General features: G+C 74.0%; 15 protein-coding genes. 4 read left to right on the plus strand and 11 right to left on the minus strand.

The genetic code is table 11. The annotated features are described in order from the left end of the window. Position 1: 1 nt before the first annotated feature. A complete protein-coding gene (locus K7I03_RS05075) occupies positions 2-3,955 on the minus strand; it encodes a Pls/PosA family non-ribosomal peptide synthetase (RefSeq protein ID WP_221903097.1) in 3,954 nt (1,317 codons plus the stop codon). 297 nt (positions 3,956-4,252) lie between these two features. Then, a complete protein-coding gene (locus tag K7I03_RS05080; protein WP_185943407.1) occupies positions 4,253-5,890 on the minus strand; it encodes an ABC-F family ATP-binding cassette domain-containing protein in 1,638 nt (545 codons plus the stop codon). A gap of 136 nt (positions 5,891-6,026) precedes the next feature. Here K7I03_RS05080 and K7I03_RS05085 point away from each other — a divergent pair, with 136 nt between their 5' ends. Continuing rightward, a complete protein-coding gene (locus K7I03_RS05085) occupies positions 6,027-6,989 on the plus strand; it encodes an FAD-dependent oxidoreductase (protein ID WP_185943408.1) in 963 nt (320 codons plus the stop codon). Between the two features lie 7 nt (positions 6,990-6,996). Here K7I03_RS05085 and K7I03_RS05090 read toward each other — a convergent pair whose 3' ends face one another. Both K7I03_RS05090 and K7I03_RS05095 read right to left on the minus strand, forming a co-directional pair. Beyond that, on the minus strand, positions 6,997-8,958 hold the full coding sequence (locus K7I03_RS05090) for a Xaa-Pro dipeptidyl-peptidase (RefSeq protein WP_224346895.1): 1,962 nt from the start codon (positions 8,956-8,958) through the stop codon (positions 6,997-6,999). 87 nt (positions 8,959-9,045) lie between these two features. Then, the gene (locus K7I03_RS05095; RefSeq protein WP_185943409.1) at positions 9,046-10,938 is read right to left on the minus strand and encodes a Xaa-Pro dipeptidyl-peptidase; all 1,893 of its coding nucleotides are present in this window, start codon (positions 10,936-10,938) and stop codon (positions 9,046-9,048) included. A gap of 225 nt (positions 10,939-11,163) precedes the next feature. Here K7I03_RS05095 and K7I03_RS05100 point away from each other — a divergent pair, with 225 nt between their 5' ends. The 3 genes from K7I03_RS05100 to K7I03_RS05110 all read left to right on the plus strand — a co-directional run bounded on the left by K7I03_RS05100 (position 11,164) and on the right by K7I03_RS05110 (position 14,564). Next, positions 11,164-12,711: a M1 family metallopeptidase gene (locus K7I03_RS05100; RefSeq protein ID WP_185943410.1), complete on the plus strand. Its 1,548-nt coding sequence runs from the start codon at positions 11,164-11,166 to the stop codon at positions 12,709-12,711. A 268-nt stretch (positions 12,712-12,979) separates the two neighbouring features. Beyond that, positions 12,980-13,765, plus strand: coding sequence for a MerR family transcriptional regulator (locus K7I03_RS05105; RefSeq protein ID WP_185943411.1), 786 nt, complete (start codon positions 12,980-12,982; stop codon positions 13,763-13,765). A 214-nt stretch (positions 13,766-13,979) separates the two neighbouring features. Beyond that, entirely contained in the window at positions 13,980-14,564 is a 585-nt protein-coding gene (locus K7I03_RS05110; RefSeq protein ID WP_185943412.1) for a hemerythrin domain-containing protein, read from the plus strand. Between the two features lie 238 nt (positions 14,565-14,802). Here the strand turns inward: K7I03_RS05110 and K7I03_RS05115 are convergent, their stop codons facing one another. From K7I03_RS05115 to K7I03_RS05145, 7 genes are all read right to left on the minus strand, one after another. Continuing rightward, a complete protein-coding gene (locus tag K7I03_RS05115) occupies positions 14,803-15,210 on the minus strand; it encodes a hypothetical protein (protein WP_185943413.1) in 408 nt (135 codons plus the stop codon). A gap of 185 nt (positions 15,211-15,395) precedes the next feature. After that, positions 15,396-17,585, minus strand: coding sequence for a 3-hydroxyacyl-CoA dehydrogenase NAD-binding domain-containing protein (locus K7I03_RS05120; RefSeq protein WP_185943414.1), 2,190 nt, complete (start codon positions 17,583-17,585; stop codon positions 15,396-15,398). 83 nt (positions 17,586-17,668) lie between these two features. After that, positions 17,669-18,883 (minus strand): acetyl-CoA C-acetyltransferase, encoded by a 1,215-nt coding sequence (locus K7I03_RS05125; protein WP_185943415.1) that lies wholly within the window; start codon positions 18,881-18,883, stop codon positions 17,669-17,671. Between the two features lie 41 nt (positions 18,884-18,924). After that, positions 18,925-20,067, minus strand: coding sequence for an acyl-CoA dehydrogenase family protein (locus K7I03_RS05130; RefSeq protein WP_185943585.1), 1,143 nt, complete (start codon positions 20,065-20,067; stop codon positions 18,925-18,927). 8 nt (positions 20,068-20,075) lie between these two features. Then, positions 20,076-21,224 carry a CaiB/BaiF CoA transferase family protein gene (locus K7I03_RS05135; protein ID WP_185943416.1) on the minus strand — a complete coding sequence of 383 codons (1,149 nt, stop codon included), beginning with the start codon at positions 21,222-21,224 and terminating at the stop codon, positions 20,076-20,078. 175 nt (positions 21,225-21,399) lie between these two features. Beyond that, entirely contained in the window at positions 21,400-21,777 is a 378-nt protein-coding gene (locus K7I03_RS05140; protein ID WP_185943417.1) for an MmcQ/YjbR family DNA-binding protein, read from the minus strand. 127 nt (positions 21,778-21,904) lie between these two features. Continuing rightward, complete coding sequence (locus K7I03_RS05145; protein WP_185943418.1) at positions 21,905-22,843, minus strand: dihydrodipicolinate synthase family protein; 939 nt, start codon at positions 22,841-22,843, stop codon at positions 21,905-21,907. Positions 22,844-22,923 lie beyond the last annotated feature (80 nt).

Raw genomic sequence — 22,923 nt, forward strand, 5'->3', positions numbered from 1 at the left:
GTCACGCGGCGGCCTCTCGCTGGGGGACGGCCGCGGGCCGCTGTCCGGCGATCGGGTTGCCCGCCCAGCGGGTGCCCGGCGGGACGGTCTCGCCGCGCATGACGAGGGAGGACGGTGCGATGGCGGTGTGGGCGCCGACGGTGGTGCCCGGGAGCACGATGCCGTGCGGGCCGAGGGAGGCGCCTTCGGCGAGGTGGACGGTGTCCATGCGCATGATCCGGTCGTGGAAGAGGTGGGTCTGGAGGACGCAGCCGCGGTTGACGGTGACCCCGTCGCCGAGGGTGATGAGGTCGGTCTCCGGCAGCCAGTGGGTGTCGCACCACACACCCCGGCCGATGCGGACGCCCAGGGTGCGCAGCCACCAGTTGAGCACGGGGGTGCCGGTGAAGGGTCCCGCCAACCAGGGGACGGCGAGGGATTCCACGAACGTGTCGAAGAGTTCGTTCCGCCAGACGAAGGAGCTCCACAGCGGGTGTTCGCCGCTCCGGAAGCGGCCCATGAGCAGCCACTTGGCGGCGGTGGCGAGGAGTCCGGCGAGGATGCCGCCGGCCGCCAGCAGGGGCGCGGCCACCAGTGCGGCGAGGCCGAGGCCGCCGTGGTCGAAGGCCCACTGTTCGCCGATCAGCACCATGTCGGCCAGGGCGAGGCCGCACATGAGCGGCAGTATCCGGCACAGTTCGACGGCGGCGCGGGCCAGGACAAGTCTGCGCGGCGGGGTGAAGGTGCGTCCGGCGTCGGCGACGGTGGCGACGCGGGGCAGCGGCATGGCGGGCCGGCCCAGCCAGGAGGTGCCGGGCTCGCTGTGCTCGGGCGCGTCGGAGAGGACGCCGACCAGGCCGTGGTCGGGGACGGAGCGGCCGGGGCCGATGATGCCGGAGTTGCCGAGGAAGGCCCGGCGGCCGACGTGTGCGGTGCCCAGGCGGAGCCAGCCGCCGCGCAGTTCGTAGGGGGCGACGAGGGTGTCGTCGGCGAGGAACGCGCCGTCGTCGACGGTGAGCAGGGACGGCAGCGGCAGGACGGTGGAGAGTTCGGCGCCGCGGCCGATCCGGGCGCCGAGCATCCGCATCCACCCGGGGGTGGCGAGGCTGGCGTAGACCGGGAAGAGGTTGCGGCGGGTGCCGTCCAGCAGCCGGGTGATCACCCAGGCGCGCCAGGCGACGCCGCCGCAGGCGGGGTGGAGGCCGGCGCTGATGCCCCGGTTGAGGACGCGGACCGTGCCGGCGACGACGAGCATCCAGCAGACCGTGGTGACCGCGGTGAGGACGGGGACGGCGAGCAGCAGGCGGACGGCGACCGTGGTGAGCGAGGCGCTGTCCTTGATCAGCCAGAAGGTGGCGGCAAGGGCGGGCGCGGCGGCGAGGACGGGCAGCAGGGGCATCCCGAGCAGGGCCAGGGCGTAGGCGGCGGACCAGCGCCGGGAGCGCTCGCGGCGGGGCTCCGGCCAGTCCTCGGCGGGGCGGACGGGGCCGTTCGCGTGGTGGGCGGCGGCGTCCGGGCGGGCGGGCGATCCCACCCAGGTCTCGCCCGCGGGGACGTGGCCGTCGAGGCAGGCGCCGGGCGCGAGTTCGGCGCCCGCGCCGAGGGAGGAGCCGGGCATCAGCATGCTGCGGTGGCCGGCGCGGGAGTCGGCGCCGAGCCGGACCGGGCCGATGTGCAGGGTCTCGCCGTCGATCCACCAGCCGGCGATGTCGGCCTCGGGCTCGACGCTGGCCCCGTCGCCGAACTCGGCGAGGCCGGTGACCGGGGGCATGGCGTGGAGGGAGACGTTCCGGCCGGCGGCGCAGCCGAGGGCGCGGGCGTACCAGCGGGCCCAGGGGGTGCCCATCAGGGAGGGCACGCCGAAGGCGGCCACGGTGCGTTCGGCGGTCCACAGCCGCAGGTGGACGCGGCCGCCGCGCGGGTGGGCGCCAGGGGTGATCCCGCGGGTGAGGACGCGGGCGGCGAGGGCGCCGATCGCGAACCGGCAGGGGGCGCTGAACAGCAGCAGCCAGGCGAGGGCCACCAGCCACCAGGAGGTGTGCGGTGCCCAGGCCTGCGGCGCGAACACGCCGAGGAGGTTGTCGGCGACGGCGAGGCCGGTCAGCAGGCGCAGGCCCTGGACGCCGTAGAGGACGGTCTGCACCAGGATCTGCGCGGCGCCGGTGCGGCGGCGCAGCGGGCGGACGACCCGGCGGGGGCCGGTGTCCTCGACGGGGGTGTCGAGCGCGTCGATGTGCGCGGCCATGTCCCGGAGGACGGTGTTCCGGTAGAGGCCGGCGACGGAGACGCCGGGGTGGTGCTCGCGCAGGGCCGAGGCCATGCGGGCGGCGGTGAGGCTGGTGCCGCCCATGGTGACGAAGTCGGAGTCGGCGCCGGGCCGGACGCCGAGCAGCTCCTCCCAGAGGTCGGCGAGCCGGCCGGCCGTGCCGTGCAGCTCTTCGCCCGCTCCGGGGGCGGCGGCGCCGGTGGTGGGGAGCGGCCAGGGCAGGGCGTCGCGGTCGACCTTGCCGGAGGTGCGGGTGGGCAGCTCGTCGACCTCGGCGAGGACGGGGACGAGCGCGGCGGGCAGCCGTTCGGTGAGCCGGGCGCGGGCGGCGGCCGGGTCGAACCCGGGGGCGGGGACCAGGTAGCCGACGAGGAGCTGGGAGCCGGACGGGGTGGTGCGGACGGCCGCCGCGGCGCCGTGGACGTCGGGGAGCTCGCCGAGGGCGGCGTCGATCTCGCCGAGCTCGATCCGCCGGCCGCCCAGTTTGACCTGGTCGTCGGCGCGGCCGGTGAAGACCAGGCCCTCCTCGTCGGCCCGGACGAGGTCGCCGGTGCGGTAGGCGCGGTCGCTGCCGAGGGCCGGGCAGGGCGGGAAGCGGTCGGCGTCCTTGGCGGGGTCGAGGTAGCGGCCGACGCCGACGCCGGCGATCACCAGTTCGCCCTCGGCGCCGTACGGTACGGGCTCGCCGTCCTCGTCGACCACGGCGAGCTCCCAGCCGTCGAGCGGCAGGCCGATACGGACGGGCTCGCCGGGCTCCATGCGGGCGGCGCAGGCGACGACGGTGGTCTCGGTGGGCCCGTAGGTGTTCCACATCTCGCGGCCGGGGACGGCGAACCGCTCGACGAGGCCGGGCGGGCAGGCCTCGCCGCCGACGATCAGCAGCCGCACCCGGTCCAGGGACTCCCGGGGCCAGAGGGCGGCGAGGGTGGGGACGGTGGAGACGACGGTGACGGCCCGCTCGACGAGCCAAGGGCCCAGCTCGTGGCCGGCTCTGACCAGCGAGCGGGGGGCGGGGACCAGGCAGGCGCCGTGCCGCCAGGCCAGCCACATCTCCTCGCAGGAGGCGTCGAAGGCGACGGACAGGCCGGCCAGCACCCGGTCGCCGGGGCCGAGCGGCTCGTCCTGGAGGAAGAGGGCGGCCTCGGCGTCGGCGAAGGCGGCGGCGCTGCGGTGGGAGACGGCGACGCCCTTGGGTGCGCCGGTGGAGCCGGAGGTGAAGATGATCCAGGCGTCGTCCTCGGGCAGCGGCTGCCGGGGGCCGGCGGCCCCGGGCTTTCGGCGGCCGGGGGCGAGCGCGCCGTCGCCGGTGAGGACGGCGCAGACCTCGGCCTCGCGGAAGACGGTGGCGGCCCGCTCCTCGGGGTCGTCGGCGTCGACGGGGACGTAGGCGGCGGAGCAGCGGAGGACGGCGAGGATGGCGAGGTAGAGCTCGGCGGTGCCGGAGGGGATCCGGACGCCGACCCGGTCGCCCGGCCCGATCCCGGCCCGGCGCAGCCGCTCGGCCCGGGTCTCGACCTCCGCGCACAGCTCCCGGTAGGTGAGGACGCCGGTCTCGGTGTCGAGGGCCGGGGCGTCGGGGTGGCCGGCGGCGGTGGCGTCGAGGACGTCCATCAGGGTGCGCTCCCCCGGCGGCGGGGCGCTGCCGTACAGCGCCCGCCCCGCCGGCGGCGCCAGCGGGGTGGGGGTGGAACTGGAGAGAGTCGGGGACATGGCCTTACGCCTCAATTCGACGGTGGGTTGCGGACGCCTCTCGGACGTCCGCACCCACAGACGTCGCTCCGCGCCCACGGGTTCGTAAAAGCGTTGCCAACGTTCCGCATATCGAACGAGTGGCGGGGGATGCCTCGGGCGCACTCTTTTCCCACGGTACGTGCCGTTTCACCGGAAAACCATGGATATCGGCCGGACGGGCGACGGTGACGGCTTGGTGAAGAGTTGACCTGCGGCGAAGGTTCTTTTCGGGCCGAAGTTCGCCCGAAAGGGTCAGAAGAAGAGGGAACCGTGCGCTCAGTGCTCCATAATCCGGCCGTCCTCGACCCCGATCCGCCGGGTGGTGTGCACCGCGTCCAGCATCCTCCGGTCGTGCGTGACCAGCAGCAAGGTGCCGGAGTACGAGGCGAGGGCCGACTCGAGCTGCTCGATGGCCGGCAGGTCAAGGTGGTTGGTGGGCTCGTCCAGCACCAGCAGGTTGACGCCGCGGGCCTGGAGCAGCGCCAGCGCGGCGCGGGTCCGCTCGCCCGGTGAGAGGGTCACGGCGGGGCGCAGCACATGGCCGGCCTTGAGGCCGAACTTGGCGAGCAGCGTCCGCACGTCGGCGGGCACCAGCTCGGGGACGGCCGCCCCGAACGCGTCCAGCAGCGTCTCCGTGCCGAAGAACAGGGCCCGCGCCTGGTCCACCTCGCCGACGACCACGCCCGGCCCGAGCGCGGCGGAGCCCTCGTCCAGCGGGAGCCGGCCGAGCAGCGCGGCGAGCAGGGTGGACTTCCCGGAACCGTTGGCGCCGGTCACGGCGACCCGGTCGGCCCAGTCGATCTGGAGGTCCACCGGACCGAGGGTGAAGGAGCCGCGGCGCACCACGGCACCGCGCAGGGTGGCCACCACGTTGCCCGACCGGGGCGCGGCGGCGATCTCCATCTTGAGCTGCCACTCCTTGCGCGGCTCCTCGACGGTCTCCAGCCGCTCGATGAGCCGCTCGGTCTGCCGGGCCTTCGACGCCTGCTTCTCGCTGGCCTCGATCCGCGTCTTCCGGGTGATCTTATCGATGTCGTTGCCCTTGCGGCGGGCGTTGCGGACGCCCTTCTCCATCCAGTTCCGCTGGGTGCGGGCGCGGGCCTCCAGGGCGGCGCGGGTGTCCGCGTACTCCTCGTACGCCTCGCGCGCCTGCCGGCGAGCCCGCTCGCGCTCCTCCAGGTAGGAGCCGTAGCCGCCGCCGAACAGGGTGATCTGCTGCTGGGCCAGGTCCAACTCCAGCACCTGGTCGACGGTGCGGGTGAGGAACTCGCGGTCGTGGCTGACCAGGACGGTGCCGGCGCGCAGCCCGGTGACGAAGTTCTCCAGGCGCTCCAGGCCGTCCAGGTCGAGGTCGTTGGTGGGCTCGTCGAGCAGGAACACGTCGTAGCGGCTGAGCAGCAGCGACGCGAGGCCGGCGCGCGCCGCCTGGCCGCCCGACAGGTCCGTCATGGGCCGGTCGAGGCCGACGGTGAGACCGAGCGAGCCGACGACCTCCTCCGCCCGCTCGTCCAGGTCGGCCGCGCCGAGCGCCAGCCAGCGCTCCAGCGCGACGGCGTACGCGTCGTCCGCGCCGGGCGCGCCCGCGGCCAGCGCCTCGGTGGTGGTGTCGAGGGCGGTCTGCGCGGCGGCGACGCCGGTGCGCCGGGCCAGGAACGCGCGGACCGTCTCGCCCGGCCGCCGCTCCGGCTCCTGCGGGAGGTGCCCGACGGTGGCGGTGGGCGGGCTGATCCGGACCGAGCCCTCGTCGGGCTCCGCGAGCCCGGCGAGCATCCGCAGCAGGGTGGACTTCCCGGCGCCGTTGGCCCCGACGAGCCCGATCACGTCACCGGGGGCGACGACGAGGTCGAGCCCGGCGAAGAGGGTGCGGTCGCCGTGGCCGGCGGCGAGGTTCTTGGCGACGAGGGTGGCGTTCATGTCGGGGCCGACTCTATCGGTCCGCGCCGGTCCGGCCCCGCCGGCCGGGGCGCGGAGCCCCCGCGACGAGCCGGTCACTCCCCCAGCGCTCGGTAATCCCCGCCCAACGGCCGCCGCCTGTCGGTACCTTCGCTCCATGGTGAGCGATGCGATCGTCATCGGATCCGGCGTCATCGGCCTGACCACCGCCGTCCTCCTCGCGGAACGGGGGCTGCGGGTCGAGGTGTGGACGCGGGAGACGGCTGTGCAGACCACCTCCGCGGTGGCCGGGGGCCTGTGGTGGCCGTACCGTGCCGAACCGGCCGCCGCCGTGGCCGCCTGGTCGCTCGCCTCCCTGCCCGTCCTGGCCGGCCTGTCCCGGCGGCCGGAGGAGACCGGGGTGCGCCTGGTGGACGGGGTGCACGCCGGCGTCTCCGCCGGCGGACTGGGCGCGTGGGCGGCCGGGGTGCCCGGCCTGCGCGACGCGGAGCCGTACGAGACGCCGCGCGGCTACGACCGGGCCGTCCGCGCCCGGCTGCCGCTGATCGATATGCCCGCGCACCTCGGCTACCTCCAGCGCCGCCTGGGCCGGGCCGGCGGCACCGTCACCCTCCGCCCGGTCGCCGCCCTCGCCGACGCGGCCCGCGCGGCCCCGGTCGTCGTCAACTGCACCGGCCTGGGCGCCGGCCGGCTCGCCGGCGACCCGCACCTGCACCCGGTGCGCGGCCAGCTCGTCGTCGTCGAGAACCCGGGGATACGCGAGTGGTTCACCGCCGCCGCCGACGGGACGGGCGACCCCGCCTACCTCCTCCCCCAGCCGTACGGCCTGGTCCTCGGCGGGACGGCCCGCGCCCATGTGTGGGACCGGACGCCGACGCCGTCCCTGGCCCAGGCGATCATCGCCCGGTGCGCCCGGGTGCACCCCGGCCTCACCCGGGCCCGCGTCCTGGCCCACCGCGTCGGACTGCGCCCCGCCCGGCACCGGGTCCGCCTGGAGGCGGAGCGGCTGCCGGGCGGGGCGCGGCTGGTGCACAACTACGGGCACGGCGGGTCGGGGGTCACGGTCTCCTGGGGGTGTGCCCGGGAGGCGGCGGAACTGGCACTGGACGACGGGCCGTAGGGCCGGGTCAGGGCAGTCGCGTCAGCCGTGGCGCCCCCAGCCCGTACGGGTGGGCCGGCGCGGCCGGGGGCCGGACGCCGCCCTTGGTGGCGCGGGCGAACGCCGCGTAGCCGCCGACCAGCGGCAGGCTGGCCGAGGTCGAGGCCAGGTCGAGGGTCAACCGCGGGGTGGTGGAGGCCGGTTCGATGAGGCCGCGGTCGGTGCCCGCGACGATCAGCGCCAGCCGGTGGCCGGCCGGGACGACGTGGTCGGTCGCGGCGAGGTCCAGGGTGATGGTGTAGGGGGTGCCGGGGGCGACGGCCCGGGTGCGCTTGCCGTTCCCCCAGTGGCCGAGGTCGGCCCAGCCGCGGCTGAAGACCGTGTGGTCGACCCGGGCCGTCTTGGCCTCGGTCCGCTGGAAGCAGCCGGTGTCGCCGGGGGTGCCGGCGCCCCAGCAGGTGCGGTCGGCGAGGGTGGTGATGCCCTCGGCGTCGTCGGCGTAGTCGCGGATGGCGGCCGGGCCGAGGTCGACGAGGACGGCCGAGAGGTGGGCGGACGCGGTGGACGGGGTCACCCGCAGCCGGACCGTGGAGGAGCCGGAGAGCCGCAGGTCACGGGCGAGCGGGCGGGTGACGAAGCCGGCCTTGGACGGGGTGCTCCGGTCGATCGCCGCCGCCCAGTCGTTCTCGCCGAGCGCGGGGTCGTCGGTGAACTCGGCGGTGCTGCCCGGTCGCGCGGGGTCCAGGCCGAGGCTGCCCGGACCCTGCGCGGATCCCGCCGCCGGGCGCAGCGTGGTGGCCCGGGTGCCGGCGGGCGGCCAGACGCGGTCGGTGGTCCACTGGTCGGGCGCCCGCTCGACGTCGGCCATCGGCTCGCGCTCGACGCCGTTGTCGTAGCCCATCAGGTAGTGGTCGAACCAGCGGTGCAGCGTGCGCACCCAGGCGTCGCGCCGGAAGTCGAACGGGTCGACGTGCCCGGTCTGCGAAAGCCAGATCTTCCGTTCGACGCCGTGCGCGGCAAGCGCGTCCCACCACTGGCCGAGGTGCTTGGTGCGGACGTTGAGGTCCTGCATGCCGTGCACGGCGAGGACGCTGGCACGCACCTTGCCCGCGTCGCGGACGTAGTCGCGCTCGCTCCACAGCGGCGTCCAGTCGCCGTTGCGGGGCGCGCCCTCGACGAGTTTCCGCTGGACGTCCTGGCAGCGGGCGCGCGCCTCGGCGCTCTCCACGCGCGAGGCGAGGCCGTCGGGGCCGCTGCCGAACAGCGCGGCGCCCTTGGCGAAGTAGTAGTCGTACCAGGAGCTGATGGCGCCGATGGGGACGATCGTCTTGAGGCCCTGGACACCGGTGGCGGCGACGCCGTTGGCGATCGTGCCGTCGTAGCTCTTGCCGATCATGCCGACGGCGCCGGTGGTCCAGTCCGCGTTCACCGGCGCGTTCCCGGTACGCGAACCGTACGCGCGGGCCCGGCCGTTGAGCCAGTCGACGACGGCCTTGGCGGACTGGACGTCCGAGCGCCCACCGATGTCGACGCAGCCGTCGGAGCGGTTCGTTCCGGCGAGGTCGACGAGCACGACGGCGTAGCCGCGCGGGACGAAGTAGTTGTCGTAGAAGAGGGGGAACTGGACGGGCTTCCCCTGGGCGTCGTACGTCTTCTTCTGGCTCTCGTTGCCGCGTCCGCAGCAGGAGTAGTACGGGCTGGCGTCCATGATCACGGGAACGCGGACGCCCTTCTCGGCGGCCTCGCGCGGCCGGATGATGTCCACGGCGACCCGGTCCGTGCCGCCGGCGCGGGTGGGCGCCTCGACCCAGACGGACTCGCGCACCGCGCGGTCGTAGGAGTAGACGGGTCTGCTCTCGCCGGCGTGTCTGCCGGGGGGCGCGGCCTGGGCCGCGCCCGGTGGTACGGCGAGGACGGCCAGCAGCGCCACCAGGGCCGCGAGGACGGAAGTGGTCCAGGATATGCGGGTGTTCCGCGTGGGTTTCGGCACGGGCGGGAGCGTACGCGCGTCGACCGCGGTGCAGAAGGGGTGCGGGACGGCCTCCGGGAGGCGGGGGCCGCCCCGCGTACCGTCGTCTCAGGTCCGGTCGTCGCCCGTGGCGCGCGCGAAGGTCCGGTAGCCGCCGACCACGGGCAGGTCCGCCGCGCTGCCGGCGAGGTCCACGGTCAGCTTCGGCGTGGACGCCGGGGCGTCGATGTACGGCTTGTCCGTACCGGCCACGATCAGGGCCAGCCGGTGGCCGGCCGGGACGACGTGGTCGGCCGTGCCGAGGTCGAGGGTGATGTCGTACTGCTTGCCGGGCGTGATCTCCCGCCGGGGGAAGCCCGCGTAGTGGCCGAGGTCGGCCCAGCCGCGGCTGAAGACGGTCTGTTCGACCTTCTTGGTGGCGGGGACGGCCTTCTTGAAGCAGCCGGTGTCCCCGGCGGTGCCGCTGCCGAAGCACTCCTTCTCCGGGAGGACCGAGACGCCGCCGCCGTTCTTGTAGTCCCGGATGGTGTCCGGGCCGAGGTCGACGAGGACGGCCGAGAGCGTCGCCGAGTTCGTGGTCGGGGTGACCTTCAGGGTCACCGAGCCGTGTCCGGACAGCCGGAGATCGCGGTGGAGCGGCCTGGTGGTGAACGCCGCCTTGGCCGGGGTCGGCCGGTCGGCGTCCGCCGCCCAGTCGAGCTCGCCGAGGGCGGGGTCGTCGGTGAACTCGGCCGTGGCACCGGCCTTCGCGGGCTCGGTCCCCAGCGTTCCCACCCCCGCGACCGGCCCGGCGGCCGGGCGCACGGTGGCGCGGCCGGTGCCGCTCGGCGGCCAGACCGGGTCGGTGGTCCACTGGCCGGGGGCCCGCTCGACGTCGGCCATCGGCTCGCGCTCGACGCCGTTGTCGTAGCCCATCAGGTAGTGGTCGAACCACCGGTGGAGCGTGGTCACCCACTCCTGGCGGCGGAACTCGAACGGGTCGGTGTGCGCCGCCGTCGAGAGCCAGATCTTGCGCTCGACGCCGTTCTCGGCCAGGGCGTCCCACCACCGGTTGAGGTGCTGGGTACGGACGTTGAGGTCCTGGAGGCCGTGGACGGCGAAGACGCTGGCACGGACCTTGTCGGCGCCGCGGACGTAGTCGCGGTCCTGCCACATGCCGGTCCAGTTGCCGTCGCGCGGCGAGCCCTCGACCAGCGCCCGGTCCATCGCCTTGCAACGGGCCTTCACCTCGTCGGTCTCGACGTACCGCGCGTGCCCGGCGATGCCCTCGGTGGAGTTGGTGGAGGCGCCTTTGTAGAAGTAGTAGTCGTACCAGGAGCTGGGCCCGGAGATGGGGACGACGGTCTTCAGGCCGTCGACGCCGGTGGCGGCCAGGCCGTTGGCGATCGAGCCGTCGTAGCTCTTGCCGATCAGGCCGACGGAGCCGGTGGTCCAGCCGGCGTCGGTGCCGCCGTCCCCGGTGCGCGAGGTGTAGCCCCGCGCCCGGCCGTTGAACCAGTCGACGACCGACTTGGCCGCCGCGATGTCCGAGGGGCCGCCCGCGTCCGAGCAACCGTCGGAGCGGTTGGTCCCCGGCTGGTCGACCAGGGCCACGGCATAGCCGCGCGGGACGAAGTAGTTGTCGTAGTAGAGCGGGAACTGAAGGGGCTTGCCCTGCTCGTCGTAGGTCTTGACCTGGCTCTCGGGGCCCCGGCCGATGCTCTGGAAGTACGGGCTGGCGTTCATGATCACGGGGACCTTGCGGCCCTGCTCGGCCGCTTCCCGGGGCCGGATGATGTCCACGGCCACCCGGTCGGTGCGCCCGTCGCCGTCGCTGTCCTTCCCCGTCTCCACGTAGACGGTCTCCCGGACGGCCCGGTCATAGGAGTAGACCGGAGTGCTCTCCTCGCCGCTCCGGCCGGAGGACGCGGCCTGCGCCGGCGCCGGTGCCGCGACCAGAGCGGCCAGGAGCGCGGTGGCGGCGGCGGGAACCGTTCGTTTCAAGAGACTTCTGTTGCGCATGTGACGCATGGTGTTCTTCACGGACGGACGCTAACCCAGCCAACTCCCATGCCACAAAGGCGATATGACGTATCGTCGAGTCGGTACGGCGAGGTGGAGTGCGCCGCTCCGCTCATGACGGCCGGATGTCAGTCGTATGTCTGGATTCGTCATGGACATTCCCACCCCGCAGGTGAGTGCATAGGCTGCGATCGATCTTCCGCCCCCTACGAGTTGGAGTGTCTCGTGCGTCACAGACTCCTCGTTCCGAGCGCCGCCGCCGCTGCCGCCTTCCTGCTGCTCGCGGTCCCCGCGTCGGCGGCCGACGGCACGCCGGGCGCGCCGGGCATCGGAGACTCCTACTACCCGGACGCCGGCAACGGCGGCTACGACGTCTCCCACTACGACCTGAGGCTCAAGTACCAGCCGAAGAACGACCGGCTGGAGGGCACCGCGACCATCACCGCCACCACGACGCAGGCGCTGTCCCGCTTCAACCTCGATCTGCTGCTGGACGTCAGCGACGTCCTGGTCAACGGCAAGAAGGCCGCGTTCAGGAAGACGGGCACCCACGAGCTGGAGATCACTCCGGCCGCCTCCCTCCCCGAGGGCAAGCAGATCACCGTCGTCGTCCGGTACAGCGGCACCCCGTCCGCGGTGAAGGTGAACGGCTCGTCCTCCTGGCAGCGCACGCCGGACGGCGGGATCGCCGCGCAGGAGCCGGAGTCGGCCGCCTGGTGGTTCCCGAGCAACGACCACCCGCGCGACAAGGCCACGTACGACATCTCGGTGTCCGTCCCCGACGACGTACAGGCGATCAGCAACGGCGTCCTCGCCTCGAAGACCTCCAAGCTCGGCTGGACGCGCTGGAACTGGCGCTCCACCAAGCCGCAGGCGAGCTACCTCACCACGCTGGCCGTCGGCAAGTTCGAGATCACCACGGACACCACGGCCAACGGCCTGCCCGTGATCAACGCCTACAGCAAGGACCTGGGCGACAACCTGGAGCCGGCGAAGGCGAGCGTCGAGCGGAGCGCCGAGGTCATCGACTGGGAGAGCACCGTCTTCGGCCCGTACCCGTTCACGGCCGTCGGCGGCTACGTGCCCAACGTGCCCACCCGGTTCGCCCTGGAGACGCAGACCCGGCCGTTCTACAGCCCGGCGCCGTTCGCCAACGGCGCGAACGTCTCGCTCATCGTGCACGAGCTGGCCCACCAGTGGTTCGGCGACAGCGTCTCGGTGAAGAACTGGCGGGACATCTGGGTCAACGAGGGCTTCGCCACCTACGCGCAGTGGCTGTGGTCGGAGAAGGAGGGCGAGGGCACGGCTCAGCAGCTCGCCGACTACACCTACGCGCAGTCCCCGGCGGACGACAAGTTCTGGACGGTCAAGCCCGGTGACCCGGGCGCGGACAAGCAGTTCGACGGTGCCGTCTACCAGCGCGGGGCCATCGCCCTCCAGGCGCTGCGCAACACGGTCGGGGACAAGGTCTTCTTCGAGACGCTCCGGGGCTGGACGGCGAAGAACCGGTACGGCAACGGGTCCGTGCAGGACTTCGTGGCCCACGCCGAGCAGGTCTCCGGCAAGAAGCTGAAGCCGCTCTTCGACACCTGGCTGTTCACCACGTCCAAGCCGAGCGCGGCGGAGGCGGCCAAGGCGGGGATCGGCCTGCCGGCGAAGGCCGGGGCGAAGGCTCAGGCTCGTAAGGGCGGTGCGTCGCTCGCCGCGAAGAAGCCGGCGCGGCCCGCGTCCTGGCAGAAGATCCAGGAGGCACTCCGGACGCACGGGCACTGACCCGCACCGCACGGCACGCCACACCGGCCCGGATCCGAGCGGATCCGGGCCGGTGTGGCGCGGTGACCGGCCCCGGCCCCGGCGGCGCGACCAGGCGGCCGGACCGCCCTCTCCGGGCCGGTGATCGGCCGTCCGCTCTTACAGTGCTGGTGAGACACCCCTACTGTTGCACTGCCGCGTCCGCCGGACGCGCGAGGCATGAGGCATGGGTACGGGAGCGGCTGGCGCGGCCGGTGAGGTCCGTGAGCCGGGGAGCGAGGCGCAGGGCATGGCGACGGAGACGGGGGAGCCGGAGCTCCTCACCATCGACGAACTGGCCGCCCGCGCCGGGGTGACCGTCCGCACCATCCGCTTCTACAGCACGCGCGGCCTGCTCCCGCCTCCCGCGCTCGGCCCCCGCCGCGTGGGCCACTACGGCCCCGGCCACCTCTCCCGTCTGGCGCTGATCGAGGAGTTGCAGCACCAGGGGCTCACGCTCGCCGCCATCGAGCGCTATCTGGGCCGGCTGCCGGACGACCTCAGCGCCCACGACCTGGCCATCCACCGGGCGGTGGTGGCCTCCTGGGTCCCGGACCGCACCGAGGAGATCACCCACGCCGAGCTGGAGCGCCGGACGGGCCGCCCGCTGACCGAGGACGACATCGCCAAGCTCGCCGCCATGGACGTCCTGGAGCGCCGCCCGGGCCCCGGGGAGGCCGGGGAGGCCGGGGAGGCCGGGGAGGCCGGGGAGGCGGCCCGCTTCCGCGTCGATCCCGGTCTCCTCGCCCTGGGCACCCAGCTGCTGGCCGTTCCCGCGACGCTGGGCACGGTCCTCGCCGCGCGCACGGTCCTGCTCGACCACGCCCGGGCCACCGCGCACGAGCTGACCCGGCTGTTCCACGAGGAGGTGTGGGGTCCGTACGAGGCCCGGGAGACGGACCCGGCGGAGGTGGAGGCGATGAAGTCGTTGTCGGCGCACATGCAGCCGCTGGTGGTGCAGGCGCTGGTCACCGCGTTCCAGCGGGCGCTGCGGGAGGAGCTGCGCCGGACGTACGGGACGGGCGGACAGGGCTGACGACCAGCGCTGACGACCGGGCCGACGACCGGGGCCGACGGGCCCGCCGTGCCGCCCGCCCGTGCGCCCCCTAGGGTGGAAATCCGGGGGTCCGACGTTTCCCCGTGGCGTGTCCGGACATCCGCGAGTCACGTGATCGCGGAGCACGGGCGTCGTTCCGCCGACGTTCTTCCGGTGCACGATCCGCGCCCGAGAACGACAGGGAGGCAACCTCATGAGTGGTGCGAAGTCCGACCGGGAGCAGGCCGCCCGGCTGCCCGAAGGCGACGTCGTGGCCGTCCTGCTGGCGCAGCACGCCCGCATCCGGGAGCTCTTCGCCGACGTCAAGGCGGCGGACGGGGAGCACAAGAAGCAGGCGTTCGACGAGCTGAGGGCGCTGCTGGCCGTCCACGAGACGGCGGAGGAGATGGTCGTCCGGCCCGTGGCCCGCGACACCGCCGGCAAGAAGGAGGCGGACGCCCGCAACGCGGAGGAGGCGGAGGCCAACAAGGTCCTCGCCCGGCTGGAGAAGATGGACGTCGACAGCCCGGAATTCGACGCGCGGCTGCGCGAGTTCGAGAAGGCCGTGGTGGAACACGCCGAGCACGAGGAGCGCGAGGAGTTCCCCACACTGCGGGCGGGCCGCGACGAAGCCCAGCTCAAGCGCATGGGCACCATGCTCCGCGCCGCCGAGAAGGTCGCCCCCACCCACCCGCACCCGGTGGCGGCCGGTTCCACGGCCGCCCAGTGGAGCGTGGGCCCGATCGCGTCCCTGGTGGACCGCACGAAGGACGCGATCAAGGGGGCCATGGCGCGCTGACGGCGCTCCGTGGACGGCACTCCGTGGACGCCGCCCGGTGGTCCCGTGGGGGCCGGGCGGCGTCCGGGGGCGTCCGGGGCCCGGGTGCGTCCGGGTGCGTCGCGGTCCGTCCCGCGAACCCGGCGGGGCTGGCGGACGCAGCGCGGCCCGGCGGACGCGGCCCGGCGAACCCGGCGGACGCGGCCCGGCAGCCGGCCGGCGCCCCACGGCTCGGACAGGCCGGCCGGCGCCCCTCGCCTCAGACGGAGCGGGCCGCGTCCTCGACGAGCCATACGGCGGCACCGGCCGCGGCCAGCAGCACCACGACCACCTGCGCCATCAGCGCCACCGGCACCTTGGCGCCGGCCGCGACCCGGCCGGACTCCACGTACTCCAGAGCGAACTGCTTGATCACCGTCCGGTGCCCGACGACCGACAGCGGCGCCAGGAGCAGGAGCGCGGCACAGCCCGGCACCATGGCCTGCGGCGGGTAACCGCCCACGACACCGGCCCCGACGACGAAGGCCAGCCCCGTCACCGCGGACACGCCGGCCTTCAGTCTGGCCTTGCCCGGTGGTCTGAGGGGCAGCCAGAACACCAGGTCCGCGACCACTCCGACGGCGACGGCGACCCACCAGACGCTCATGGGCAGATGTGCGGCGCGCATGGTGACTCCTGTCGTCCGTGACCGTCCGGGATGGCCGTTCGGCGTCGTCCGTGGTTGACCATGGTCGCCCGTCGAGGAGCACGGCCACCGCACAGCATAGGAAGCCCGGCCGACGGCACCCGGAGCGGGCCGCCTTGACGGCCCGCCCGGACGGCGTCGGAGCGCCGGCCCTCCGCGGCTCCCCGTCAGTCCTTGAAGAACTCCCCCCGCTCCGCCTTCTCCAGCAGCAGCGGTGACGGCGCGAAGCGGTCGCCGTACGCCGCCTGGAGCTCGCGGGCGCGAGCGGTGAAGCCGGCCGGGCCGCCGGGGTAGCCGTTGATGTACTGGAGGGCGCCGCCGGTCCAGCCGGGGAAGCCGATGCCGAGGAGGGAGCCGATGTTGGCGTCGGCGACCGAGGTGAGGACGCCCTCCTCCAGGCAGCGGACGGTGTCCAGCGCCTCGGCGAACAGCATCCGCTCCTGGAGTTCCGTCAGGGAGATGTCGGCCGGCCTGGTCTCCTTGACCTTGCCGAAGTGCTCGGCCAGGCCCGGCCACAGGCCCGTCCGGCGGCCGTCCTCGTAATCGTAGAAGCCGGCGCCGCCCGCGCGGCCGGTGCGGCCGAACTCGTCGATCATCCGGTCGATGACGGCGTCCGCCGGGTGCGGGGTCCAGGTGCCGCCGGCCGCCTCGGTGGCGCGGCGGGCCTCCTCGCGGATGCGGCGGGGCAGGGTGAGGGTGAGCTCGTCCATCAGGGAGAGCACCTTGGCGGGGTAGCCGGCCTGAGCGGCGGCCTGTTCCACGGTGGCGGCGGGGACGCCCTCGCCGATCATGGCGACGCCCTCGGAGATGAACCGGCCGATGACGCGCGAGGTGAAGAAGCCGCGCGAGTCGTTGACGACGATGGGCGTCTTCCGGAGCTGCCGCACCAGGTCGAAGGCGCGGGCCAGGGCCTCGTCGCCGGTGCGCTCGCCCTTGATGATCTCGATGAGCGGCATTTTGTCGACGGGCGAGAAGAAGTGCAGCCCGACGAAGTCGGCGGGCCGCTCGACGCCCTCGGCGAGCAGGGTGATGGGCAGGGTCGAGGTGTTGGAGCAGAGCAGGGCGTCGGGGGCGACGACGTGCTGGATCTCCTGGAACACCTTGTGCTTCAGGGCCGGGTCCTCGAAGACGGCCTCGATGACGGCGTCGCAGCCGGCCAGGTCGGCCGGGTCGGCGGTGGGGGTGATGCGGGCGAGCAGCGCGTCCCGCCGCTCCTCCGTCGTCCGTCCCTTGGCCAGGGCCTTGGCGAGCAGCCCGGCCGAGTACTCCTTGCCCTTGCGGGCGTTGTCGAGCGAGACGTCCTTGAGGACGACGTCGATGCCGGCGCGGGCGCAGGCGTAGGCGATGCCGGCGCCCATCATCCCGGCGCCCAGGACGGCGGCCTTGCGGACCTTCCGCTGCTCCGGCCCGGCGGGCCGGCTGCGGCCGGCGTTGACCGCCTGGAGGTCGAAGAAGAACGCCTGGATCATGTTCTTGCTCGTCTGCCCGGTGGCCAGGTCCACGAAGTACCGGGACTCGATGGTCGAGGCGGTCTCGAAGTCGACCTGGGCCCCCTCGACGGCCGCGGCGAGGATGTTGCGGGGGGCCGGGTAGGGGGCGCCCGACGTCTGCTTGACGAGCGTCGCCGGGAAGGCGGGCAGATTGGCGGCGAGGGCCGGGTGGGACGGCGTCCCGCCGGGCATCTTGTAGCCGTCGGTGTCCCAGGGCTGCCGCGACTCGGGATGGGTGAGGACGAACTCCCGTGCCTTGGCGAGGAGTTCGTCGGGGCTGTCGACGACCTCGTGGACGAGTCCGGCCTCCAGCGCCCGCCGGGGGCTGTACTGGGTGCCCTGGACGAGGACCTTCAGCAGCGCGTCGGCGATGCCCAGGAGGCGTACGGTACGGGTGACGCCACCGCCGCCGGGCAGCAGGCCGAGGGTGACCTCCGGCAGTCCGAACTTCGCGCCGGGCGCGTCGAGGGCGATCCGGTGGTGGCAGGCGAGGGCGATCTCGTACCCCCCGCCGAGCGCCGCGCCGTTGAGGGCGGCGACGACCGGGACGCCGAGGGTCTCGATGCGGCGCAGGTCGCGCTTGAGCTCCTGGGTGGCCCGGAACGCGGTCTCCGCGTCCTCCGGCCGGAGCGCGATGAGCTCGCGGAGGTCACCACCGGCGAAGAAGGTCTTCTTCGCGGAAGTGAAGATCACACCGCGGACGGACTCCCGCTCGGCCTCCAGGCGGTCGGCGACCGCCGTGAGGGAGGACTGGAAGTTCCGGTTCATGGTGTTGGCGGACTGATTCGGGTCGTCGAGGACGAGGGTGACGATGCCGTCGGCGTCCTGTTCCCAGCGGATGGTCTCGGCGGGGCTGGTGGTGCTCATGGTGGTGGTCTCCTGGAAGTCTGGGCGGCGGGTGCGGCTTGCCGTCGGCGGCCGGGCGATCGGGAGGGTCGGGATCGGCCGCGTCAGAGGCGCTCGACGACGGTGGCGACGCCCATCCCCCCGCCCACGCACAGCGTGACCAGCCCGTACCGCTTGCCCTGCCGCTCCAGTTCGTCGACGACCGTGCCCAGGAGCATCGCCCCGGTGGCGCCGAGCGGGTGGCCGAGGGCGATGGCCCCGCCGTTGACGTTGATCTTCTCCAGGCCGATGCCCATGTCGTCGGCGAAGCGCAGCACGACGGCGGCGAACGCCTCGTTCATCTCGACGAGGTCGATGTCGTCGATGGTCAGCCCGGCTTTGGCCAGGGCCTTGCGGCAGGCGGGCGCGGGGCCGGTGAGCATGATGGTCGGCTCGGAGCCGGAGACGGCGGCGGAGACGATCCGGGCGCGTGGGGTGAGTCCGTAGCGCTCGCCGGTCCGCTCGTTGCCGATGGCGACGAGGGCGGCGCCGTCGACGATGCCGGAGGAGTTGCCGGCGTGGTGGACGTGGTCGATCCGCTCCACCCAGTGGTACTTGGCCAGGGCCACGGCGTCGAAGCCGGCCGCCTCGCCGATGCCGGCGAAGGACGGCTTGAGCTTGGCGAGGGTCTCGGGGGTGGTGCCGGGGCGCAGGTGCTCGTCGCGGTCGAGGACGACGAGACCGTTGCGGTCGCGAACCGGGACGACGGAGCGGTCGAAGCGGCCCTCCTTCCAGGCCCGGGCGGCGTTCTCCTGGGAGCGGGCGGCGAAGGCGTCGACGTCGTGGCGGGTGTAGCCGCCGAGGGTGGCGATGAGGTCGGCGCTGACGCCCTGGGGGACGAAGCCGGTGGCGAAGTTGGTCATCGGGTCGCCGAACCAGGCACCGCCGTCGGAGGCCATGGGCACCCGGGACATGGACTCGACGCCGCCCGCGAGGACCAGGTCCTCCCACCCCGAACGTACCTTTGCGGCGGCCGTGTTGACGGCTTCGAGGCCGGAGGCACAGAAGCGGTTCTGCTGGACGCCGGCGACGGTCTCGGGCAGCCCCGCGGCGACGGCGGCGATCCGCGCGATGTCCGAGCCCTGCTCGCCGACCGGGCTGACCACGCCGAGCACGATGTCGTCGATCGCGGCCGGGTCGAGGTCCGGGAAGCGGCGCCGCAGCTCGTGGAGGAGTCCGACGACGAGGTCGATGGGCTTGGTGCCGTGCAGGGAGCCGTTCGCCTTGCCGCGGCCCCTGGGGGTGCGGATGGCGTCGTAGACGTACGCTTCGGTGCTCAAGTTCGGCAACCTTCCTGGGTGCGTGGGAGGGGTGGGGACGGTCAGGCCAGCAGCGAACGGCCGATGATCTCCTTCATGATCTCGGTCGTGCCGCCGTAGATCGTCTGGATCCGGCCGTCGGTGAAGGCCCGGGCGACCGGGTACTCGGCCATATAGCCGTACCCGCCGTGCAGTTGGAGGCACCGGTCGGCGACGCGCTTCTGCAGCTCGGTCGCCCACCACTTGGCCATCGAGGCGTGCTCGGCATCCAGCCGCCCGTCGGTGTGCTCCGCCACGCAGCGGTCGACGAAGGCCCGGGTGACGGCGCACTCGGTGGCCATCTCCGCGAGCTCGAAGCGGATGTGCTGGAACCGGGCGAGCGGCCGGCCGAACGCCTCGCGCTCCTTGACGTACCGCGTGGTGATCTCCACGAGGTGTTCGGCGACGGCCGCGGCGGAGACGGCGATCTGCAGCCGCTCCTGCGGGAGGTTGGCCATGAGGTGGCCGAACGCGCCGTGCAGGTCTCCGAGCAGGTTCTCCTTGGGGACGCGGACGTCGTCGAAGAAGAGTTCGGCGGTGTCCTGCGCCTTCTGCCCGATCTTGGCGAGGTTCCGGCCGCGCTCGAACCCTTCCATGCCGCGCTCGACGACGAGCAGGCTGAGCCCCCTGGCCCCGCCCTCGGGGGTGGTCCGGGCCACGACGATCACCAGGTCGGCGAGGATCCCGTTGGAGATGAACGTCTTGGAGCCGTTGAGCAGCCAGTGGTCGCCCGCGTCCACGGCCGTCGTACGGATCCCCTGCAGGTCGGAGCCGGCCCCGGGCTCGGTCATGGCGATGGCGGTGACGATCTCGCCACTGCAGAAGCCGGGCAGCCAGCGCCGCTTCTGCTCCTCGGTGGCGAGGCCGGTGAGGTACGGCCCGATGATGTCGTTGTGCAGCCCGGCGGCGAACCCGGCCACGCCCGCGCGGGCGAACTCCTCGGCGAGGACGACGCCGAACCGGAAGTCCGGGGTGCCCCCGCCGCCGTACTCCTCGGGCACGGCGAGCCCGAGCAGCCCCTGCTTGCCGGCCGCCCGCCAGACGTCGCGGGAGACCACGCCGTCCTCCTCCCACCGCTCGTAGTGCGGCGCGACCTCCCGGTCGAGGAAGGTCCGGACGGTGGCCCGGAAGGCGTCGTGCCGGTCGTCGAAAAGCCGGCGCTCCATCGCTCGCATCACTGCGGCCCCTTCTGTAGAAGTCCGGTCTGTAGAAGTCCGGGAACGTCCCAGTCGCGGGCGACCTCCTCGGTGTGCGCGCCGGGCGGCGCGGGCGGCCGGCGGAGGGAGCCGGGGGTGGCGGAGAAGCGGGGCGCGGGGGCGGGCTGGACGACGCCGTCGCGGTCGGCGAAGGTGCCGCGGGCGGCGAGGTGCGGGTGCCCGGGGGCCTCGCGCAGCGAGAGGACGGGCGCGACGCAGGCGTCCGTCCCTTCGAACACCGCCGTCCACTCGGCCCGGGTACGCCCCCGGAACCGCTCGGCGACGAGGTCCCGCAACTCCCCCCACCGTCCCGGATCGTCCCGCCCGGCGGCCTCCGCGCCCTCGATCCCCAGCAACCGTACGAACTCACCGTAGAACCGCGGTTCGAGCGCCCCGACGGCCATGTGCCCGCCGTCGGACGTCTCGTAGACGCCGTAGAAGGGCGCGCCGCCGTCGAGCAGGTTGCCGCCGCGCCGGTCCTGCCAGGCGCCGGCGGCGAGCATGCCGTGGAGCATGGCGGTCAGGTGGGCGGTGCCGTCGACGATGGCGGCGTCGACGACCTGCCCGGTGCCGGTGGCGCGGGCGTGCAGCAGCGCGGAGAGGACGCCGACGACGAGGTACAGCGAGCCGCCGGCGTAGTCGCCGAGCAGGTTGGCGGGCGGGTACGGCGGCCCGCCGGCCGGCCCGGTCAGCCCGAGCGCGCCGGTGACGGCGATGTACCCGATGTCGTGCCCGGCGGCCCGTGCGAGCGGCCCGTCCTGCCCCCATCCGGTCATCCGCCCGTACACCAGCCGGGGGTTGCGCGCGAGGCACGGCCCGGGCCCGACGCCGAGCCGCTCGGCGACCCCGGGCCGGTACCCCTCCAGCAGCACGTCGGCCCGCCCGACGAGGTCGAGCACGGCCTCCACCCCGCCGTCCGCCTTCAGATCGACGGTCACGGAGCGCTTGTTGCGGTGGGTGACGTCCCGCCGCGGATCGATGCCCAGCCCGGGTCCTCCCGGCCGGTCGACCCGGACCACATCGGCCCCCAGGTCCCCCAGCAGCATCCCCGCGAACGGCCCGGGCCCGATCCCGGCCAGCTCGACGACCCGCACCCCGGCGAGCGGCCCACCCGCTGCATCTGCCATCCGGCTCGCTCCCCGTGACCGTCGCCCCTGCCGACGACGTCTCTCCGACGGACTCTCCAGGACGAATCTCTATGACAAGACCGCTGTAACACTCGTGATGTTAAGAACGTGTTCCACTCTCCACAAGCCCCGGGCGCCGGACGCCACTTGACGGGGGCGATCGGGAGCCCGTACGTCACCCGTCGAGCCGCGCCACCAACCGCTTCGGCGCGATGGTGCGGTAGCTCTCCTCCACCCAGTCGCAGAGCAGCTCCACGGGCGCACCCCCGCCGGCGAGCGGCACGGACACCCAGCCGGACCGCCCCAGCCCGTACCCCGAGGGCGCGGCACCGGGCACGGCGAGGGCATGGCCGTGCGCCTCCTCGTCCCGCAGCTTGACGCTGATCCCGGGCGCCTCCGCGCCCTCGGCGCCCAGGAAGACGAAGATCTTCTTGTTGACCTTGACGACGGCACTCTCGTCCCAGGGGAACTCCTCGACGGCCTCGGGGAGGGAGAGGGCGAACTCGCGGATCCTGGCGCGGGTGCTGCGGGTGCTGCGGGGCGCGGACGGCATGGGGGCTCCGGTGGTGGGTGGCGGCGGTGGGTGGCGGTGATCGTTCACGTCCACGCTAGGGGCTGACGCCGCCGCACTCCCGCCGCCCCCGTTCACAGGGCTGGCCGCGCCGGGCGGGAGCGCCCGTTCACAGCAGTCCGCCGTCCTTCAGCAGGCGTTCCACCTCCCGCACCGCGTCCTCCGGCAGCGGCCGCAGCGGTGCTGCCGTGGCCCGGCAGGTGATCACTCCGAGGAGTTCGAGCGCCGCCTTGAAGGCCCCCACGGCCGCCGCCGTGCCGCTCATGTCCGTCGTGTCGCCCGCGCGGATCAGGGTCTGGAGGGTGGTGAGGCGGTTCTGTTCGGCGACCGCTTCCGGCCAGCGGCCGGCTCTGGCGTGGGTGTGGAGGCGGGTGTAGGCGGCCGGGTCGACGTTGCCGAGGCCGGCGACGACGCCGTCGGCGCCGATCAGGAGGGCGGCGTCGGCGGTGAGTTCGGAGCCGGTGAGGACGGTGAAGTGGCGGTCCAGGCCGCGGCGGCGGAGGGCCACCAGGAGGTGGCGCAGGGTGTCGAGGTCGCCGCTGCTGTCCTTGAGGCCGACGAGGGTGCGGTCCTCGGCGAGGTCCAGGAGGACGGCGGGCGGCAGCTTGGTGTGGACGCGGGAGGGGATGTCGTAGGCGAGCAGGGGCAGGCCCGTCTCGGCGCGGACGCGGCGGAAGTGGTCGGCGGTCTCGGCCGGGTGGGTGTCCGTGTAGAACGGCGCGGTGGCCACGAGGGCGTCGGCGCCCAGGCCGGCCGCCTCCCGCGCGCGCTCCAGCACGCGCGGGGTGGTCGTGTCGATGACGCCGGCGAGGACGGGGACGCGTCCGCCGGCCGCCTCGACGGTGGTCCGCACGACGGTACGGCGCTGCTCGTCGGTGAGGAAGACGGCCTCGCCGCAGGTGCCGAGCGCGAACAGTGCCGAGGCGCCGCCGTCCAGCACGTGCTCGACGAGCCGGCGCAGCGAGCCGGTGTCGACGGCACCTTCGAGGGTGAGGGGGGTGCAGAGGGGCGGGATGAATCCGGTCGGTCGTACGGTGGTCGGTCGCACGGGGTCCTCCGGGTGGTCGGGGCGGCCTGCCGGGGCCGGGCGGGGCGGGCGGCCTGCTGGGGCCTGCCTACCCAGGCGGC

It is taken from the genome of Streptomyces mobaraensis (assembly GCF_020099395.1).
Classification (GTDB): Bacteria; Actinomycetota; Actinomycetes; order Streptomycetales; family Streptomycetaceae; genus Streptomyces.

Coding starts and splice junctions, on each gene's coding strand:
- K7I03_RS05075 (WP_221903097.1), bottom strand. CDS start 3,955: ATGTCCCCGACTCTCTCCAGTTCCACCCCCACCCCGCTGGCGCCGCCG.
- K7I03_RS05085 (WP_185943408.1), top strand. CDS start 6,027: ATGGTGAGCGATGCGATCGTCATCGGATCCGGCGTCATCGGCCTGACC.
- K7I03_RS05120 (WP_185943414.1), bottom strand. CDS start 17,585: ATGAGCACCACCAGCCCCGCCGAGACCATCCGCTGGGAACAGGACGCC.
- K7I03_RS05105 (WP_185943411.1), top strand. CDS start 12,980: ATGGCGACGGAGACGGGGGAGCCGGAGCTCCTCACCATCGACGAACTG.
- K7I03_RS05110 (WP_185943412.1), top strand. CDS start 13,980: ATGAGTGGTGCGAAGTCCGACCGGGAGCAGGCCGCCCGGCTGCCCGAA.
- K7I03_RS05130 (WP_185943585.1), bottom strand. CDS start 20,067: ATGGAGCGCCGGCTTTTCGACGACCGGCACGACGCCTTCCGGGCCACC.
- K7I03_RS05115 (WP_185943413.1), bottom strand. CDS start 15,210: ATGCGCGCCGCACATCTGCCCATGAGCGTCTGGTGGGTCGCCGTCGCC.
- K7I03_RS05140 (WP_185943417.1), bottom strand. CDS start 21,777: ATGCCGTCCGCGCCCCGCAGCACCCGCAGCACCCGCGCCAGGATCCGC.
- K7I03_RS05135 (WP_185943416.1), bottom strand. CDS start 21,224: ATGGCAGATGCAGCGGGTGGGCCGCTCGCCGGGGTGCGGGTCGTCGAG.
- K7I03_RS05095 (WP_185943409.1), bottom strand. CDS start 10,938: ATGCGCAACAGAAGTCTCTTGAAACGAACGGTTCCCGCCGCCGCCACC.
- K7I03_RS05080 (WP_185943407.1), bottom strand. CDS start 5,890: ATGAACGCCACCCTCGTCGCCAAGAACCTCGCCGCCGGCCACGGCGAC.